The sequence below is a fragment of the Kitasatospora sp. NPDC088783 genome (genome assembly GCF_044750705.1).
Lineage (GTDB): Bacteria > Actinomycetota > Actinomycetes > Streptomycetales > Streptomycetaceae > Kitasatospora > Kitasatospora fiedleri.
In genome coordinates this window covers 244,126-259,783 of the sequence record NZ_JBIVKJ010000009.1, presented here as the reverse complement: position 1 = coordinate 259,783, position 15,658 = coordinate 244,126, and the positions used below count along the sequence as shown (strand labels likewise).

Annotated in this window: 15 protein-coding genes and 2 pseudogenes; 12 read left to right on the top strand and 5 right to left on the bottom strand. The window is 73.3% G+C overall.

Features of this window, described 5'->3' with window-relative positions; translation table 11 throughout:
• Positions 1-25 precede the first annotated feature (25 nt).
• Together ACIP60_RS25325 and ACIP60_RS25320 are read right to left on the bottom strand one after the other, a co-directional pair.
• Positions 26-487, bottom strand: a pseudogene (locus ACIP60_RS25325) (GNAT family N-acetyltransferase); the annotation flags it as partial.
• A 26-nt stretch (positions 488-513) separates the two neighbouring features.
• Positions 514-869 (bottom strand): annotated as a pseudogene (locus tag ACIP60_RS25320) (phosphotyrosine protein phosphatase).
• A gap of 410 nt (positions 870-1,279) precedes the next feature.
• On the opposite strand from ACIP60_RS25320, the gene ACIP60_RS25315 reads away from it, so the two are divergent.
• Positions 1,280-1,900, top strand: a complete 621-nt coding sequence (locus tag ACIP60_RS25315; RefSeq protein WP_400688059.1) for a peptidase inhibitor family I36 protein — start codon at positions 1,280-1,282, stop codon at positions 1,898-1,900.
• Positions 1,901-2,250: 350 nt separating this feature from the next.
• Here ACIP60_RS25315 and ACIP60_RS25310 read toward each other — a convergent pair whose 3' ends face one another.
• The 3 genes from ACIP60_RS25310 to ACIP60_RS25300 form a co-directional block, all read right to left on the bottom strand.
• On the bottom strand, positions 2,251-3,069 hold the full coding sequence (locus ACIP60_RS25310; RefSeq protein ID WP_400688056.1) for a hypothetical protein: 819 nt from the start codon (positions 3,067-3,069) through the stop codon (positions 2,251-2,253).
• A gap of 535 nt (positions 3,070-3,604) precedes the next feature.
• The gene (locus tag ACIP60_RS25305) at positions 3,605-4,159 is read right to left on the bottom strand and encodes a GNAT family N-acetyltransferase (RefSeq protein ID WP_400688054.1); all 555 of its coding nucleotides are present in this window, start codon (positions 4,157-4,159) and stop codon (positions 3,605-3,607) included.
• An 18-nt stretch (positions 4,160-4,177) separates the two neighbouring features.
• Positions 4,178-5,479, bottom strand: coding sequence for a hypothetical protein (locus ACIP60_RS25300; protein WP_400688052.1), 1,302 nt, complete (start codon positions 5,477-5,479; stop codon positions 4,178-4,180).
• Between the two features lie 470 nt (positions 5,480-5,949).
• Between ACIP60_RS25300 and ACIP60_RS25295 the strand changes: the two genes are divergently transcribed.
• From ACIP60_RS25295 to ACIP60_RS25245, 11 genes are all read left to right on the top strand, one after another.
• Positions 5,950-6,393: a recombinase family protein gene (locus tag ACIP60_RS25295; RefSeq protein WP_400688050.1), complete on the top strand. Its 444-nt coding sequence runs from the start codon at positions 5,950-5,952 to the stop codon at positions 6,391-6,393.
• Between the two features lie 20 nt (positions 6,394-6,413).
• Positions 6,414-7,121 carry a hypothetical protein gene (locus ACIP60_RS25290; protein WP_400688048.1) on the top strand — a complete coding sequence of 236 codons (708 nt, stop codon included), beginning with the start codon at positions 6,414-6,416 and terminating at the stop codon, positions 7,119-7,121.
• A gap of 295 nt (positions 7,122-7,416) precedes the next feature.
• A complete protein-coding gene (locus tag ACIP60_RS25285) occupies positions 7,417-7,986 on the top strand; it encodes a hypothetical protein (RefSeq protein ID WP_400688046.1) in 570 nt (189 codons plus the stop codon).
• 56 nt (positions 7,987-8,042) lie between these two features.
• On the top strand, positions 8,043-8,528 hold the full coding sequence (locus ACIP60_RS25280; protein ID WP_400688044.1) for a hypothetical protein: 486 nt from the start codon (positions 8,043-8,045) through the stop codon (positions 8,526-8,528).
• Positions 8,529-8,620: 92 nt separating this feature from the next.
• A complete protein-coding gene (locus tag ACIP60_RS25275) occupies positions 8,621-10,162 on the top strand; it encodes a hypothetical protein (RefSeq protein WP_400688042.1) in 1,542 nt (513 codons plus the stop codon).
• 64 nt (positions 10,163-10,226) lie between these two features.
• A complete protein-coding gene (locus tag ACIP60_RS25270) occupies positions 10,227-10,445 on the top strand; it encodes a hypothetical protein (RefSeq protein ID WP_400688040.1) in 219 nt (72 codons plus the stop codon).
• 61 nt (positions 10,446-10,506) lie between these two features.
• Complete coding sequence (locus tag ACIP60_RS25265; RefSeq protein ID WP_400688038.1) at positions 10,507-11,535, top strand: phosphotransferase family protein; 1,029 nt, start codon at positions 10,507-10,509, stop codon at positions 11,533-11,535.
• A complete protein-coding gene (locus tag ACIP60_RS25260) occupies positions 11,532-12,374 on the top strand; it encodes a hypothetical protein (protein ID WP_400688036.1) in 843 nt (280 codons plus the stop codon). The genes ACIP60_RS25265 and ACIP60_RS25260 overlap by 4 nt, the downstream gene beginning before the upstream one ends.
• Entirely contained in the window at positions 12,371-13,234 is an 864-nt protein-coding gene (locus ACIP60_RS25255; RefSeq protein ID WP_400688034.1) for a hypothetical protein, read from the top strand. The genes ACIP60_RS25260 and ACIP60_RS25255 overlap by 4 nt, the downstream gene beginning before the upstream one ends.
• A gap of 14 nt (positions 13,235-13,248) precedes the next feature.
• Entirely contained in the window at positions 13,249-14,121 is an 873-nt protein-coding gene (locus tag ACIP60_RS25250) for a hypothetical protein (protein WP_400688032.1), read from the top strand.
• A gap of 72 nt (positions 14,122-14,193) precedes the next feature.
• Positions 14,194-15,531 carry a tetratricopeptide repeat protein gene (locus ACIP60_RS25245; protein WP_400688030.1) on the top strand — a complete coding sequence of 446 codons (1,338 nt, stop codon included), beginning with the start codon at positions 14,194-14,196 and terminating at the stop codon, positions 15,529-15,531.
• Positions 15,532-15,658: the final 127 nt, after the last annotated feature.

The following is a 15,658-nucleotide window of genomic DNA, read 5'->3' as shown; positions in this document are numbered from 1 at the left end:
CCCGGCCCGCGCCGGGCCGGGTCGCGGCGGGGCTGCGGCGCTCGACGAGGGCGACGTCGCGCCAGCGTCCGTGGTGCCGGCCGAGGCATTCGTGGGTGCCGACGAGGCGGAAACCGGCCCGGGTGTGCAGGGCGAGGCTGGCGGTGTTCTCCGGGAAGATCCCGGACTGGACGGTCCAGATGCCGGTGGCATCAGTGGAGGCCAGGAGCGCTTGAAGTAGGACCAGACCAACGCCGCGGCCGCGAACGCGGGGGGCGACGTAGACGGAGTGCTCGACTACCCCGGCATACGCGCACCGGTCGGAGACCTGCACCACTGCGGCTCAGCCCAGCACTCGGCCGTCGTCGACGGCGACCAGGCGGTGCTCGGCGGGCCGGGTGGCGTCGAACGCCTCCCAGGTCGGTGCTGTGGTCTCGAAGGTGGCGTCGCCGCCGTCGATCCCGGCCTGGTAGATCGCCAGAACCTGGTCGGCGTGCTCGGGGAGCATCGCGGTGACGGTCGCTGCGGCGGCACTCACGCGGCGGCCTGGATGCCGAGCTCGGCGAGCAGGCCGCGGATGCGCTGCTCGATCTGGTCGCGAATCGGCCGGACGGCGTCGACGCCCTGCCCGGCCGGGTCGTCCAATTTCCAGTCGAGGTAGCGCTTGCCGGGGAAGTACGGGCAGGCGTCGCTGCAGCCCATGGTGATCACTGTGTCGGACGCCTGCACCGCCTCGGTGGTGAGGACCTTCGGAATCTCGGCGGAGATGTCGATGCCGACCTCGGCCAAGGCTCAGACGACGGCCGGGTTCACGGTGTCAACCGGATCGGATCCGGCGGGGGGACCTGCACGCGGTCGCCGCCGAGGCAGGTGAGGAAGGCTGCGGCCATCTGGGAGCGGCTGGCGTTGTGCGCGCAGACGAAGAGCACGGAGGGGCGGCGGGAGCGGTCACGGGGATTCGTCCTTCGAGCAGAGGGCGTGCAGGAGAGGGCGCGGTTCAGCTGAGCGCGGACCGCGTCCTCGGGTTGTACCGAGACGCCGTTCTGAGCGAGTCCGACCCCGTCGGGCCGTCAGCCGCTGACTGACGGTCCGACGGGTCTGGCACCGGCAGCCGGACCGGGCGGAGGCGCATCGCGGCTGGTAGATGAGCTCGTGCGCACCTGGCGAGCCGGGAGCGCCGAAAGTGAGCGTGCTCTGCTCCAACTTTGGCTCGCAAAAGTGTAGTTGATGGAACGCCAATGTGTTCGATTTCGGGATCTCTTCTGGCTCGCCCCGGTTTCGGCGACCTAGGGTCAGGTCCATGACGAACACCTCACGCGCCCTGGTGCGCGCTCTGGCGGCCGGCGCTCTCGCGCTGAGCGTCGCTGCCGCCGCCGTCCCCGCGCACGCCACCGGGAGCGGCACCGTCCAAGACTCCCGTCCCGCGATCGCCGCACTGAGCACGGCCCAGCGCGGCGAACTGCAAAAGCAGGTCGAGCAGCAGATCAAGGCGAGCAAGGTCTCGGCCACGCAGACCGCGGCCAACGAGATCACCTACGCCGACGGCACGGTGATGTCGTTCCCGCTGCCCGGCCAGGGCGCCGCCCCCGCCTACTCGAAGACACCGACCGCATCGCTCGCGAGCGACTGGTACGGCTGCCCCGACGGTTGGTACTGCTTCTACGCCGACGCCGGGATGCTCGGGCGCCGACTGCAGTTCTCCTATGTGTACGACACGACCCCGGTCGACTTCAACAACTACGGCTTCCGCGACCAGACCACCAGCTGGGTCGACAACACCAACTGGGCGCACATCGTGGTCGACAACGACGCCGGCGGCGGCAACTGGCAGCTGCTGTGGACCGAGAGCAGCCGCACCCTGTCCTCGAACGTCGGCTGGGCCAACGACAGCGCCGACAGGTTCTGGTCCATCCGGGAGTAGCAGGACCTGAGCGGGGGTGTGAGCGGGCGTGGCTGGCCCGCTCACACCCCCGCCGTCGCGTCAGGAGCGCACGGGGCCGGGAGTGGTCGATGAGGGAGCGGGCACGCTGGTGCTCGGAGACGGGGGCCCGGCCGGCAGGGGCGGCGGCGGGGTGGCGCTGTGGTGGCCGACGGCGTACCCGCCGGCGAACAGCAAGGCCGCCGCAGCGGCGGCGACAAGGGGAAGGGCAGCTCGGGTCACCCGACCCACGGTAGGCCGCCGAGACGGCATCCGTCCGCCGGATCGCTACGAACGCCCGGATCGAGTGACCCGGCAAGACACGCCGTCACCGGGGACTGTCCGAGGCCGAGTCAACCGCCTGTCAACGGCCGGGCACCGCGCAGCACCCCGTACTTCGCCGCCGCGGACTGCTTGGTGATGCCGCCCATCGCCCGGCCGACCTCCGCCCACGAGCCGCCACCGGCCCGAACCAGGTCGATCAGATCGGCGGTACGCGCATCCAGTTCGGCCTGCAACAGCGGAACCAACTCCAATGCCGCCACTACGGCGGCCTTGTCGGCCTCCGGATCCCCGAGCACGGCGTCGACGGCGGCCCGCACCGGCATGGTGGTGGCGCCCCTGCGCCACGCGAGCAGGTCCTCGCCCCGGGCGTAGCGGGCGGTGAGCCGCTCTAGCGGCGCCAGGGACGGGGCTGCGGCCGACAGGGCGTCCACCTCAAACCGGTAATCCCCTTCGGCCGGGGGCGGCGGGGCGAGGAGCCACCCGATCCCGCCGTGCAGCGTGAGCAGTTCCAGCGCGTCGCGCCACTCCCGGGTACCCCACTGGTTGGTGCCCGCAGAGGCGTCCAGTGCCTGGTCCACCATGGCGGCCTCCCGTTCGGTGGCCGTGCTCATCGGATCGGCGACGTCCTCCAGGAAGCGCTCGGCCGCGTAGCCGAGTGAGTAGTACTCGCTCTCCTTGCCGGTGGCATACAGCCGGATCGCGGCGAGCACCATCGCCTCGTCGGAGAAGTACCGCGCGGCGTAGACAATCTCCCGGTGCTCCGGGATCTGTCGGCCGACGGCGGCCAGCACGGTGGCCGCCGTCGGGCCGTCATGCCAGCGCAGCTCCCACCGCTTCTTGTGGTCGTAGTATTCAGCGGTGATCGCGCACCCGTAGGTCTTGGACACGGCCCAGACGAAGGTCCGAATCGCGTCACAGCGACTTGCCACCTCAGGCCTCTGTGCGAGGCTGAGCCACCGCCACCGGGATTTTGAAGCCCTGTCCGACTGCGTCGTAGATCGTTCCCATGCCCCGTCCCTTCCCTCCTGCCGCGTCCCGCCAGGCCGTGAGTTTACGGCTGACGCCTGTTGAGGAAGTCCTGCAGCGGGGGCACATCAGCAGCGAGGTGGATGGTGATCGAGTCGCCGACCGCAGCGCCGGGCGGCGATCTCGATGCAGACCTCCGGGTGGCGTGCCCGGCCCTCCAGTACGTCGGTGACGCCCATGGCCACCTCACTTCGGCCGGGTCCCGCGAATCGACCTCTTCGCTGAGATGGACGTTGCGAGGCCGAGTTGCGACTACCACCGGGTGTAGGCGGGCACGTTCCATGGCGGCGCCCAGCTTCTCGGGCGAAGGCGTGATCAGGGCGACGTCTCCAACCATGTCGCCATCGCAGGGATCTGTGGTTAGAGAAGCACGTTCCCTGGAGAGGGGCGACACGTTCAGAGGATTGTTCGGATCATGGAGTTGTAGCGCGGGGAGTCGGGGTAGGGCTGCATGGTGCCCATGTGCTGGTAGCCCCAGCGTTCGTAGAGAGCGCTCACCTTTGGGTGGTCCTCCTCGACCAGGAGGTGTGACCGCTCTTCGATGCGGTGGGACAGTAGTTCCTCGTGCAGGGTGCGGGCGATGCCGGTGCCGCGCCACTGGGCTTGAACCATGACCTCGCACAGGGCGAACGTGCGGGTGTCGGTCTCCTCCAGGTCGGCGGCCGGCACGGGGGTCAGTAGGCCGTTCCACCGGTACTCGGCGGTCCGGGCGAATCCGTAGGCGTAGCCCACCGGGCTGCCGGAGACCTCTCCGAGGGCGCAGCCCCAGCGCGGTTGGCGGGCGTGGGCGTGCAGGCGCTCGGTGAACTTGGCGACGGAGAAGAACGGGTCGGCGGCGGCCTCGGTGGCGTAGACCTCGGCGTAGACGTCGATCAGCACTGGCTCGATGGCGGGCAGATCGCCGGCGGTGTAGTAGCCGACGGTCAGGGTATCGGTTGCGGGCCCGTTCAACGTTGCTGCTCCTGCTCGTTACGAGGCGATCGTGACGTCGTAGCGTTCCATGAAGGCGGTGGCGACCGGAAGGTCGACGCTGGCCACCTTTTCCCGGAACTGGCCGAGGTGTACGGCCCAGCGCGGGCAGTTCACCGACGGGTAGAGGTCCAGGGCCGTGTCGGCCATGCTGACGGCCTGCTCGACCTGGTCGGCGGCGAGGTAGCACTCGGCGAGGTGGATGCTCTTGGCGAACCGGTTGCGGCGGAACTCGGGCGCCAGGAGCTGCATGCCCTGTTCTTCTTGGTGTGCGGCTCGGTCGGGCTGGCCCAGGTTCATGTGCGCCATCGCGGCGGTTCCGAGGACCTCGCCGGGACCGACGAAGGCGAGCCAGGCGTCGGCTGGCTCGTCCCCGATGCGATCGAGCGCGGTTTCCGCGCGGGCGAGGGCGGTGCCGCACTGGGCTCCCTGTCCGGATGAGGCATGACCGAGGGCCAAGCGGCCGTGCAGAAGGGCGCTGAGGCGGTGGTCGCGTGCGTTGCGGGTCGCGTCGAGCGCGGCTCGGGCGATGGTCACGGTCTCGGTCGCTCGTCCGAGCTCCCAGCTCTGGCGGGACATGTACGCCCAGACGCGGGCCTGGAGCAGCCGGTCGTTGGCGAGCAGGCTGGCGCGCAGGGCGCTGTCGAAATTGCGGCTGGCGCGGGCCTGGTCGCCGCTGTCGAAGCTGAACCAGCCGGCTGAGGCGTGGAGCTGGCCGATCACCTGGTACAGGGCTTTTTCGACCCGGGGGCCGTACAGGCAGCGGCCCATCGCGGCCTCGATCTGGGCGACGAACTGTTCCGCGATGTCCGCCAGCTGCTCTCCGCCGTAGGCGTCGTCCACCGCGTGCAGCCGGTCGATGGACTCGCGGATCCGGTCCACGTCGCTGGCTCCTATCCGTCCGGATGCGGGCAGCGGAGCGAAGGCGACGGACAACAGGTTGCCGGTGGCGGCGATCATGAACGAACGGCGGAGCACGTGGTCCTCCTCGGCAGGGGTCTCCACCAGCAGGGTAGAGCCCGGCCGAAAACCGGCAAGTTCGCGTGATCTTCTACCCGAGAGGGTGAACCCGAGTTCGTCCCCTTGCAGGTGGAAGACGTCCATGAGGCCGACCAACTGGTGCAGGTGCGGCTGTGCGGTCTGGCCGGAGAGCCACCGGCGCACGTGCCGGCCGGTGATGCTCGCCTCGTGCTTGAACCGCCTCTCCTCTGCCTCGTTGACGGCCGTCGCCAGGTCCTGCGCGGACAGGCCGGCACGCTGCATCAGGGCCCTGAGTACGTGATTCGGGCGGACGTCTGCCATGGGCGCTCCTCGGTCCGGTAGAAGGCGACTCCGATCGCCTCCGCACACCGCTGGCATCGCGGAAATGTCCGGGGTGCGTGAAGACGGCCGTCCCAGAATGACCTATTCCAGCCCGAGTCACTGCCGGTTCACTGAATGTCAGCAGCCGGTATGGCGAGCGGAGTTCGAGAGACGGACCAGGCCGTGCTGCTGCTCGCGCCGTGCAACGGTGCACGGCACGAACTGGCGTCCCGCACTGCGGGACGCCCTCGGATGTCCGACACCGCCGGCTTCGGCGGTCTCCCAGGAAGGCCACGCCCATGAGCAGCGACGGCAACAACGTCCACGGCGACAGCGACGACAGCGGCAACCAGCACGAGAACAACGGCGGCGACGAGTAGTCGAGCCGGACGCACAAGGCTCCCGGGCGCATCGCTGTACCGCCTGCGCCCGGGAGCCGCGACGCTACCGAACCTCGGAGGGGGACCCCCGTGTCCGAAACCGCCCTACGCGCAGTTGTCTACGCCTCGTCCAGCGTGCCCCGGCCGCCCGCGTTGACGTTCACGCTGCTGCGCACCATGGCGGAGCGGCGGGGCTGGGTCGTGGTCGGGGAGTTCTGGGACTTGGCCTTGGCCGGATGTCGGTTCGACCCGCCGGACGGCTGGGGCGGGGCCCGCACCATGGCGTTGCGGGGCCGGGCCGACGTTCTGGTCGTGGCGCGGGTGGAGGACGTGGCCTGCACCTTGGGAGAGGTGGAGGTGTTGGCCGCGTGGGCCGCGGACCACCAGGTTCCGATCCTGTGCGCCGACCCCGAGTGGCGGGGGCGGCCCTACCGGCTGGGCCCGGATCCGAACCGGCTGTCCGAGTTGCGCCACCCCCCGCTGGCCGTCGGCGCCGTCTGTCCCGGGTTGCCTGTCCGTCCCGCCGCCTCCTGATCCCGATGATGAGAGAGACCATGTCTGACCTGCGTTCAGTGGAGTTCCCGCCGCTGCGGGTGGCGCTGCCGGCTGGGAACTCGGCCGGGCTGCGGTGGCTGGCCCGGCTGGCGCCGGATCCGACGGCGTGCCGGGAGGCATGGCTGCGGGGCGAGGCCGCGCCGATCCCGCTGGACCACATCGCGGTGCTGCGGGTCGCGCCGGAGCTGGGGCGACGGCTGCTGCGAGCGGACGGCCGCCCACCGCGGGAGCAGGCACCGGTGCTCTACGACCCGGCGCTGGGGACGCTGTTCCTCGTCCCGCCGCCGCCGGCCGCCGCTCTGCGCCTGCCGGATCGGCCGGGGGAGTGCGGGTCGGTGGACCTGGCGGGCCTGACGGGCCCTCGGGAAGCCGACCGGGAACCGGCCGGGCCGGGCACCGCCGGGTGCCGGGTGACGGCGGCCGACCAGTTGGCCGGGCTGGTCGAGCTGGTGGTCGACGGCACGCTGATGTGCCCGGCGCCGGGCCGGGCGCTGCTGCGCCGGGGCGGGGCGGGGTGGGTGGTGGAGCCGTTCGGCAACGGGCACTTGTGGGATCCCGCGACTGTCGTGGCCGCTGTGGGCGCTGACCTGCACTACCTGTGGTCCCTGCCCGACCAGGCGACACCGGCTGCGGCGGGCCGCGGTCCGAACCTGACGGCCCTCGCCCGGTTCGTCAGCGCCCGGCAGGAGATCCGCGCGGCGTCATGATCTCCCCCCGGCACGGCCGGAAGGGTCGTGCCGGGGGGTTCCAGCCCCCGCCTTGCCGGGCGGGTTGTGCAGCAGGGCAGCGTGCTTCCTCCCCCCAGCGCGCCGAGCTCGCTGCACCGCGGCCGTGCCGCGCCGTCCCCCCGGGTGTCGGCGGCCGCGCACCGCCGCAGGCCGCTGCCGAGCAGTGGAGCGGCCCGCGGCGCCGACGGGTGGCCCGGAACTTGCCGAAGGGGCCCGGGCCACCCGTAGGGGGAGCAGCTCCATCTACGCCACGATCACGAGGGAGACGACGGGGATGTACACGCAGTCGGGCGGGAGCACCGGTGTGCTCGGCCAGCGGCCGCCGCAGGATCCGGCGGGCGGGTGGGCGGGGACGGTGGCCCTGAGCGCCGAGCGGTCGGTGTTGGTGATGTCGGCCGGGATCGGTGCGGAAGTGCTGCGGCGGTTGCGGAACTTCGCCGCCGCCGACCGGCCGGTGCTGCTGCTACCGCCGCTGTACGCCACGGGCATCGGGCGTCTGGCGCTGCCCACCCGCGACTGCGCACGCCTGGCCGAGCATGCCTGCGGGGTGGGGGAGTTGCGGGTCGCGGGCACGCTGGTGTGCCCGCGGGAGCCGGAGGCCGTGCCGATCGGCGTGCTGGCCGGGCGGCCGGTGGCCGATCCGGTGTGGCTGGTGGCGCCCGACGCCGCGGCGGCGCCGTGGATGCCGGAGCTGCTGGCCGGGGTGCTGCGCGCGGTCACCGCTCCCGAGCAGCAGCAGTGGCGGGCGGCGCGCGAGCGGGAACGGGACGTGCTGCCGGAGCAGGAACGGCTGGCGGTGGAGTGGGAGCAGCTCGCCATCGCGCTGGCGGGTACGCGGTGGTAGCGGCCCGGAGCGCCGCGGCGCAGATCGCCGGTCAGCGTGATGCGAACCGGCGCCTGGTGGAGCGCTTCGCCAGCCTGGCCAAGGACCCGGCCCAGGCGCAGAAGGTCTGGCGCCGGCAGGGGCTCGCGCAGTTCCCCATCGGCGAATCCTTCGCGGTGGTCGAGCTGCCGGGCCGGATATGGGGGCAGGCTGCGCTGACCTGGCTGGAGCAGCTGGCCCGGCAGCAGGTGGCTCGGGGGCGGACGGTGCCCATCGGGCCGGTCCTGCAGCACACGGCGGTGGTCCGGGACCGGGCGGCGCGAACGCAGTTCCTGACAGCGGTCCCTGCCCGCGGCACCCCGCCCTGGGGCCTGCCGGTGCCGCAGGCGCGGATGCGCACCAGCGGGGTACTCGACGTGCCCTCCCCGACCGGCGACGCCCTGACCGTCGAATGGCTCGTGCCCCCGCACCCCGACCGCTACCAGTGGACGGACCCCTGGCTGCTGGCCGTGGTGCTGGAGCGCGTCCACCGCGAGCTGCGCCGCAGCGGAGCGCCCCTTTGAGGTCCGGCCCGCCCCCGCCGCACCCGCACCCCCTCTCGACCCGAACCCTTCCGCGGCAGCGTGCCGCGCCCCGACGAGGAGTTGACCCGACGATGAGTCACCCGCTGGAGCGGCAGGGCAGTCTGGTGGACGCGGTGTCGATCGCCGAGCTGGCGCAGCTGGTCGGCGGCGTCGCGCACACCGTCCACCCCGACGTCGACGTCGAGGTGCGGCCGGTGTTCACCGCCGTCCAGCGCCCGCCCGTGCCGGGCGGGGTGTGCGTGGTGCTGCCGGGCACACCCCGGCGGGAGGCGATAGCCGCAGCCGAGGCCGCCTGCGCCGGCGGGGCCGGGGCGGTGCTGCTGGAGGGCACCGCGCCGGTACCGGGCGTGCCGACGGTGACGGTGGCCAGCGTGTGGGCGGCGCTGTGGAAGGCCGCGGCGTGGACGGCCGGGCGGTACGCGCCGGCCTCGGCGCACGGCGCGGTGGTGCTGGTGATGGGCGGGCGCGGCCTGTCCACCGCGCTGCGGGTGTGCCAGAGGATGTTCGACGAGGAGAGCCACACCCTCGTCGCCGCCGACACGCAGCTGCCGGCCGACCTGGCGCTGCCGATGACGCTCACCCAGGTCGCCGACCAGGGCCCGCAGATCGCCCTGTACGAGGCACCGGGCCGACAGGTGGCCACGGCCCAGGCCGCCGCCGCGCTCACCCTGCCGGACGTGCTGGTGGTGCTGCCCGACAGCGACCTGCTGCCGCGGGCGGCCAACTCTGGGAGCGTCCGCGACCAGGTGCTGGCCATCACCCGCGAGATGCGCCCGGACCAGGTGGTGGTGCTGTGCACCGACGACCTCACACTGCGGGAGCTGGCCGGGCGCATCCGCGGCCCGCAGGTGGTGACGGTCAGCACCATCGACTCCGGCGCGAGCGTCCACGTCGCCGACTTCCATCACATCTTGTCGGCCAAGGCCACGATCACCTGGGCCGGGCACACCGCCACGGCGACGCTGCCGGTGGCCGGGTCGAGCGCGGGCCTGTCCGCCGTGGCCGGCTTCGCGGGCTTCCTCGCCGCCAAGGGCCTCACCACCCCCGACGCCGCCCTCACCGTCGACCGCGACGGCTTCAAGGACCTGATCGGCCGCCTGTACTACGCCAACCCCTGCGAGGTGGGCCGCATGTGGCGCGGCAACCTGCCGGGGCGCGGACTGCTGGTGGACGACACCGGAACCTGCGCGCTGCCCGACCTGCTGGCCGCCACCGAAGCGCTGCCGCTGCACGCCGGCCGCCACCGGGAGCTGTGCGCGATCGTCGGCGAACTGGACGTCGGCCCCGGCGCGGACCCGCTGGACGTGCACGCCCTGGCGGGAGCGGCGCTGGCCGCCGCCGGCGTGCGCCGCCTGGCCGTCGTGACCGGCCCGGACGCGCACATGACGACCGGCGCCGCCCAGACGCAGGCCAACCTGCGAGCGCTGCTGAGCGCGGCCACCGACACCGGCGTCCAGCACGCCGAACTGCTCAGCGCCACGGCCCCAGCCGCCCTGGACCGGTTCCTCGACACCCTGCCGACCGGCTGCGCCGTCCTGCTCAAGGGACTGGGCCTGAACTCCCTGCGGCCCCGCCTGATCGCGCACTTCACCGCCCGCGCCACCGAGCTCTGACCGACACGACCGCCAGCGGCCCTCAGGGGAGAGGGTCGCCCGACACCCGAGGGGGACACCTTCCATGCCGACCGCCGGCACCGCACTGCCCCGCCGCACCCCGCGCGCCGTCCTGGACGACCCGCCGCCGCGCGGCGAACGCCCCGAGATCGTCTTCGTCGCCGCCCCGCGACCGGAACGAAGCGACATACCCGACGCCGCCGCGCAGCTCACGGCCCTCGCGGTGCGCCGCCAGGCCGCACGGTGGCGGGCCGGGCCGCCCGCGGGCCCCTGCCGGGCCTGACTGCCCCTCAGCCCGCCCGCACACCATCCGCACGACCAGAATCAGGACCAGGACCAGGCCAGTGACGAGTTCCACTTCCACCACGCCCGCACCCAAGCTGTCCACCGCCCGCGCGCCCTTACCCGGTGCCGGGCCCGTACGGACGCACGGCCACGGCGGCGGCGCGCAGCAGCATCCCGCGGCGCAGGCCCGGGCCGCGCTCGCCGCGGCGGCGGCCCGGCAGGGCTTCAACGCCGGCGGCGCGCACCTGCTCCAGGAGGGCCTGAACTGGGTCTACCGCCTGCCCGCCGCCGGCGTCATCGGCAAGGTCCACGGCCGAGCCAGCTACGACCAGGCCGACCGGCAGCTGCGCGCGGCCCGGGCGCTGCTGGCCGCCGGGATCCTGACCGCCGCCCCGGCCGGGCCCGTGCCCCACCCGATCATCGCGGGCCAGGCCGTGGTGACGTTCACCGAGGACCTCGGCACGGACAGGGCGACCTCCTGCCATCTCGGCGAACTGCTGGCCCGGCTGCACCGGCTGCCGTCGCTGCCCGGCGTCGAGCTGCCGGCGGCGGACCGCAGCGGCCACCTGGCGGCTCGGATCGACGCGCTGGCGCCGCAGGCCGTCACCGACCGCCAGCGCGCACAGCTGCGCGAGTGCCTGGAGCGGGCAGCCGCCGAGTACGCGCGCACCGACTGGCCCGCTCCGTGCGTCGTGCACGGCGACGTCAGCCCCTCCAACACGGTCCTCACCCCTCGCGGCGCGGCCCTGATCGACCTGGAGAGCCTGGCCGTCGGCAACCCGTGCACCGACCAGGCGATGCCGGCCTGGGCCACCGGCGCCTTCGACCTGCCCACGGCGTACAACCGGCGGTTCGTCGCCGGGTACGGCTACGACATCGCCTCCGCCGCCCCGCACCGCTACCGGGCGCTGGTCCCGCTGCTGAGCCTGGGCCCCCTCTTGACGTACCTGGAGCTGTCCGTCTCCCGGCCGGACGTGCGCAGCGAGGCCGAGCGGCGCCTGGAGACGATCCTCGACGGTCGGCCGCAGCCCTGGGGCTGGAAGATCCCCGCCCTGGTCACCGCGCCCGCCGCCGGCGGTGCCCGGTGAAGCCGCTGCTGCCCGCCGGCCTCCCGGCGGCCGTCCCGCTGCCTGCGGGGGCCGCCCTGCCTCCGGAGGCCGGCGGGCAGCCGCCGACGAACAAGCGCGCGGTGGCGTACGTCGAACTCGCCCTCGCCGACCGCTGGGCACAGGGCCCCTCCCTGCCCGACCAGGTCGCGGCGGCCGCGCTGCTGCAGCAGCACCCGGGACTGTCCCACGCGGTACGCCACGCCTGCGCAGCGGAGGAGGCCGCCGTGCGGCGGGCCCTGCGCGGCGGCCGCCAGGTCCTGCACATCGGCTACGGCCTCGGCCGGCGCCACTACGAACCCCACCAGTGGTGGCGGCGCTCCGGTACGCAGCAGCCCCGTCCGGTCGCCGTGACGACCTGCGCGCACGCCTACAACGCCGCCCTGGAGCACTGCACGGACCCGGTCGAGCTGCTGTACGAGCCCACCGAGCGCCTGCCCCTGCTGCTCGACAACCCGTATCTGCGGTGGGCGATCAACCTGACCCGGCCGGTCGACGCGGTACTGGCCGGCACACACCGCGCCCCCCGGACGCAGGTGGCGGTGCTGCTGGACCTCCTGCTGGGAACCCTCGCGCCGGGCAGCACACTCGCCCTGACCGGGCTCGCCGCCGAAGACGAAGCCGAGCGCCAGGCCCTGAAAGCCGACTGGGCGCAGTACACCGGCGTGCGCTCGGCCATCTTGCACCACCGCAGCCCGGGCGGCCTGATCAGCAGACTACGCCGCTTCGACCAACAGGCCGCCCTCCTACCGCCCCACCAGTACGCGCAACCCGGCGTGTACGCCATCGGCGCGGTGTACCGGATCGGGGGGCCGACGTGACGCTCCCGCTCCCGGCCGACTGCACGCCGGTCCCCCCGGGCCAGGCCGTACCGCCCGACTGGAACAAGGGACCGCTGACCCAGTACCCCCTGCCCAGCCGGGTCGACCTCGCCCTCGCCTCCCCCAACCTGTGGTCCCCGCGCACCAACGCCTCCGCCCGGCGCGCGGCCACCACCCTCGACACCCTGACCAGGAGCAGACTGCCGCGCGCGGTGCGGGCCGCGGACGCCCTCGAAGACGCCGCCGTCCGCCGCGCCGCAGCCGAGGTCGACCAGGTCCTGCACGTCGGTTTCGGCCTCGACCGGGCGGGAGGCGCGCTGTACCGGCGGTGGGAGGACGTGCACGCCGCCCGGCCCGGGCAGCGGACGGTGGCGGTGACGACCTGCCGCTACGCCTACGGCTACGCGCTCAGCCGCTGCGAGGACGTCCCGCTGCTGCTGTACTCCTACCCGCAGCACCTCGGCCAGCTCCTGGACAACCCCCACCTGCGCCTGGCCCTGGACCTGGAGCGGCCCATCGCCATGGTGCTGGCCGGCCTGCACCGCAGCCCCCACTCCGGCGCCGGCGCCCTGCTGGACGCCGCGCTGACCACGCTCGCCCCCGGCAGCACGCTCACCCTGGTCGGCATCGCCACCGACGTACCCTCCGCGAGCGGCCGCCTGGAGCGCCACTGGCAGCGGCAGACCGGCCAGCGCCCGCTGATCGTCCACCCGCCGAGCCTGGCCGAACGGATCGCCCGGATCGCCCGGTCCGGCGCGCCGGGCTGGGGAGCGCCGCAGGCCGCCAACACCAACGCCGCGACCCTGCCCATCCGGGCGTTCGGCGCCCGCTACCTGCGCGCCGCCCCGAACACGACCTGACCAAGGAGCGAGACATGACAACGTTTGAGATCATCGACCAGGCGCCGCGGATCACCGCGCGCCACCCCGGGTTTCTCACCCAAGTCGAGCGGGTGCTGCCCGTCGCGGCATCCATGGCCGAGAAATACGCCGAGATGCGCCTGCCCGAGCGCGTCACCGTGCGCCTGCTCACCCCCGAGGGCGTGGTCGCCGCGATGCGCCGGCACGCCGACCTCGTCAGCCGCGGCATTGCGGCCAGCTACGAGGGCCAGCACCGGGCCGCCGCCCGCCGGACCGTCCTCGACGCGTACGAGGGCCTCGTGCGCCTCCAGCGCGAGAACTGGTTCATCGTCAAGGGCAGGATGCTCCAAGACGAAGACACCGGACCCTACCTGGCCTTCGTGCCGGCGGTGCACACCGCGCTGCGCAGCTCCGACCGGCTGCTGACCCAGATAGCCGGCCACGAACTCGTCCACATCATGCAGCAGCGCCTGCCCGACCTGGAGCAGCTGTTCTTCACGCACCTGACCGAGCAGCGGCTCGGGCTGCGCGCCCCGCAGGACATCATCCCTCTGCCACTGATCGTGGAGGGGCACGCGCTGTGGGTCCACCGGCAGATCGTCACCGCCCTCGGGGGCGAGGGCGACGACACCTTCCCCGGCGATCCGCTGCCTGTGCCCTGGATGCGGCGCCGCCTGCGCGCCGTCCGGCCGCAGCAAGAACGCATGCGTCAACAGCTCTACCACCGGGGTCTGCCGTTCATGAACACCCTCGCCGCCACCGGCGGCCCCCAGCTGATCGCCTCGATCTTCGACCACGTCGACCGCCTACCCGGCGTCGCCGAACTCGGCGACCCGCAGCTGTGGCTCCAGCGCCACCCCCACCCCGCAGCCGCCACCCTCGCCTGACCCGGACCGCAACCCACCCGGTGCCGCCGTCGGCGCGTGGCGGCCCAGGCCCACCTTCCGCAGGGAGAACCGATGTTCATCCACCCGACCTTCCACAACGAGCTGTCCCCGACGGGCCGACTGCTGCTGGCCCGCCTGTCCTACCTGCCCGCCGCCACCAGCCTCCCCTTCAACGAGCGAACCGCCGCGGCCATCGCCACGGACCCGGACGCCGACCCGCAGGACGAGAACACGATCACCCCCACCGACGTCAACCTGCTCCTGGAGGACCTCGCCAACGCGGACGCCCTCGACCGCGCCGGCGACCCCCTCCACGGCCTCTACACGATCCCCTCCGACCTGCTCGACCTCGCCCGAGCCCACGACCGCGCCGCCGCGCCGCAGGCCGTCGCCCGCTACTTCGACTACACCGTCGCCAGCGCCTACGCCGCCTCCGACGCGATCACCCCCCACCGCGGAGGCCTCGCCCGCACCGCCCGCCACCACCCCGCCATCGCCACCTTCGACCCCGCCGGCTCGACCACGCGCGCCATGGACCACCTGCTGGCCGCCCTGCCCACCCTCGACGCCGCCCTCGACCTCGCCGACGAGCACGGCGAGCACCAGGCCGCCACCAACCTCGTGTACGCGATGTTCCCCGTCCTGCACCGCCACGCCCACCGCGAGCGGGCCGCCGCCGTCTACCGCCGCGGCCTGGCCCACGCCGAGGCCTGGGGCGACCCGACGGCAATCCGCTCCATGGCCCTCACCCTCGGCACCTTCCTGCGCGCCGTTCCCGGCGCCACCGACGAAGCCATCCGGCTCACCGAGCGAGCCATGGACCTCGCGCTCGCCGCCGGCGACCACCGCGCCGTCCTCCACCACCGGCGCAGCCTCGCCGCGTGCCGGTACCACGCCGGCGACTGCGAAGCCGCCGCTCAGATCCTGGGCGAACTCCTGCCCCAGTACGACCTGAGCCGGCCCGACGACAGCCGCCAGCACATGCTCGCCCTTATCCTGCTGGGCTCCACCCACTCCCGCCTCGACAACCCCGCCGTCGCGATCCGCCACCTCACCAAGGCCCTTCACCTGCACCAGGGGCCACTCGAAATGGACCCCCTCAACCACGGCCGCGCCCGTCTCTACCTGGGCGAGGCGCACGGCATGAACGGCGACCACGCCGGCGCGATGACCGAACTCGCCCGCGCCCAGCCGCTCTTCGTCGACGCCGGCGCGCCGCTGTGGAGCGCCCACACCTTCGAGTACCAGAGCAACGCCGCCGCCCACGCCGGCCGGAAGGACGCCGCCCTGGACTTCCTGCAGCGCGCCGGCGCCGCGTACGAGCGACTCGAAGAACTCGCCCACCTGGCGCGCCTGGAGGCCCAGCTCGCCGAACTCCGCGCCACCGAGCGCACCACGACGGGGCCGTGATCGTCGGACGCGGCCAGCACGGGGCTGTCACCTGGTCCTCCGCAGAGGCGACCTCCCCTCTGATCCCGTAGCCGTTTCCCTACCGGCCGCGCACCGACAGTTTTGACCGAACCGGCCAGCAGGCCGC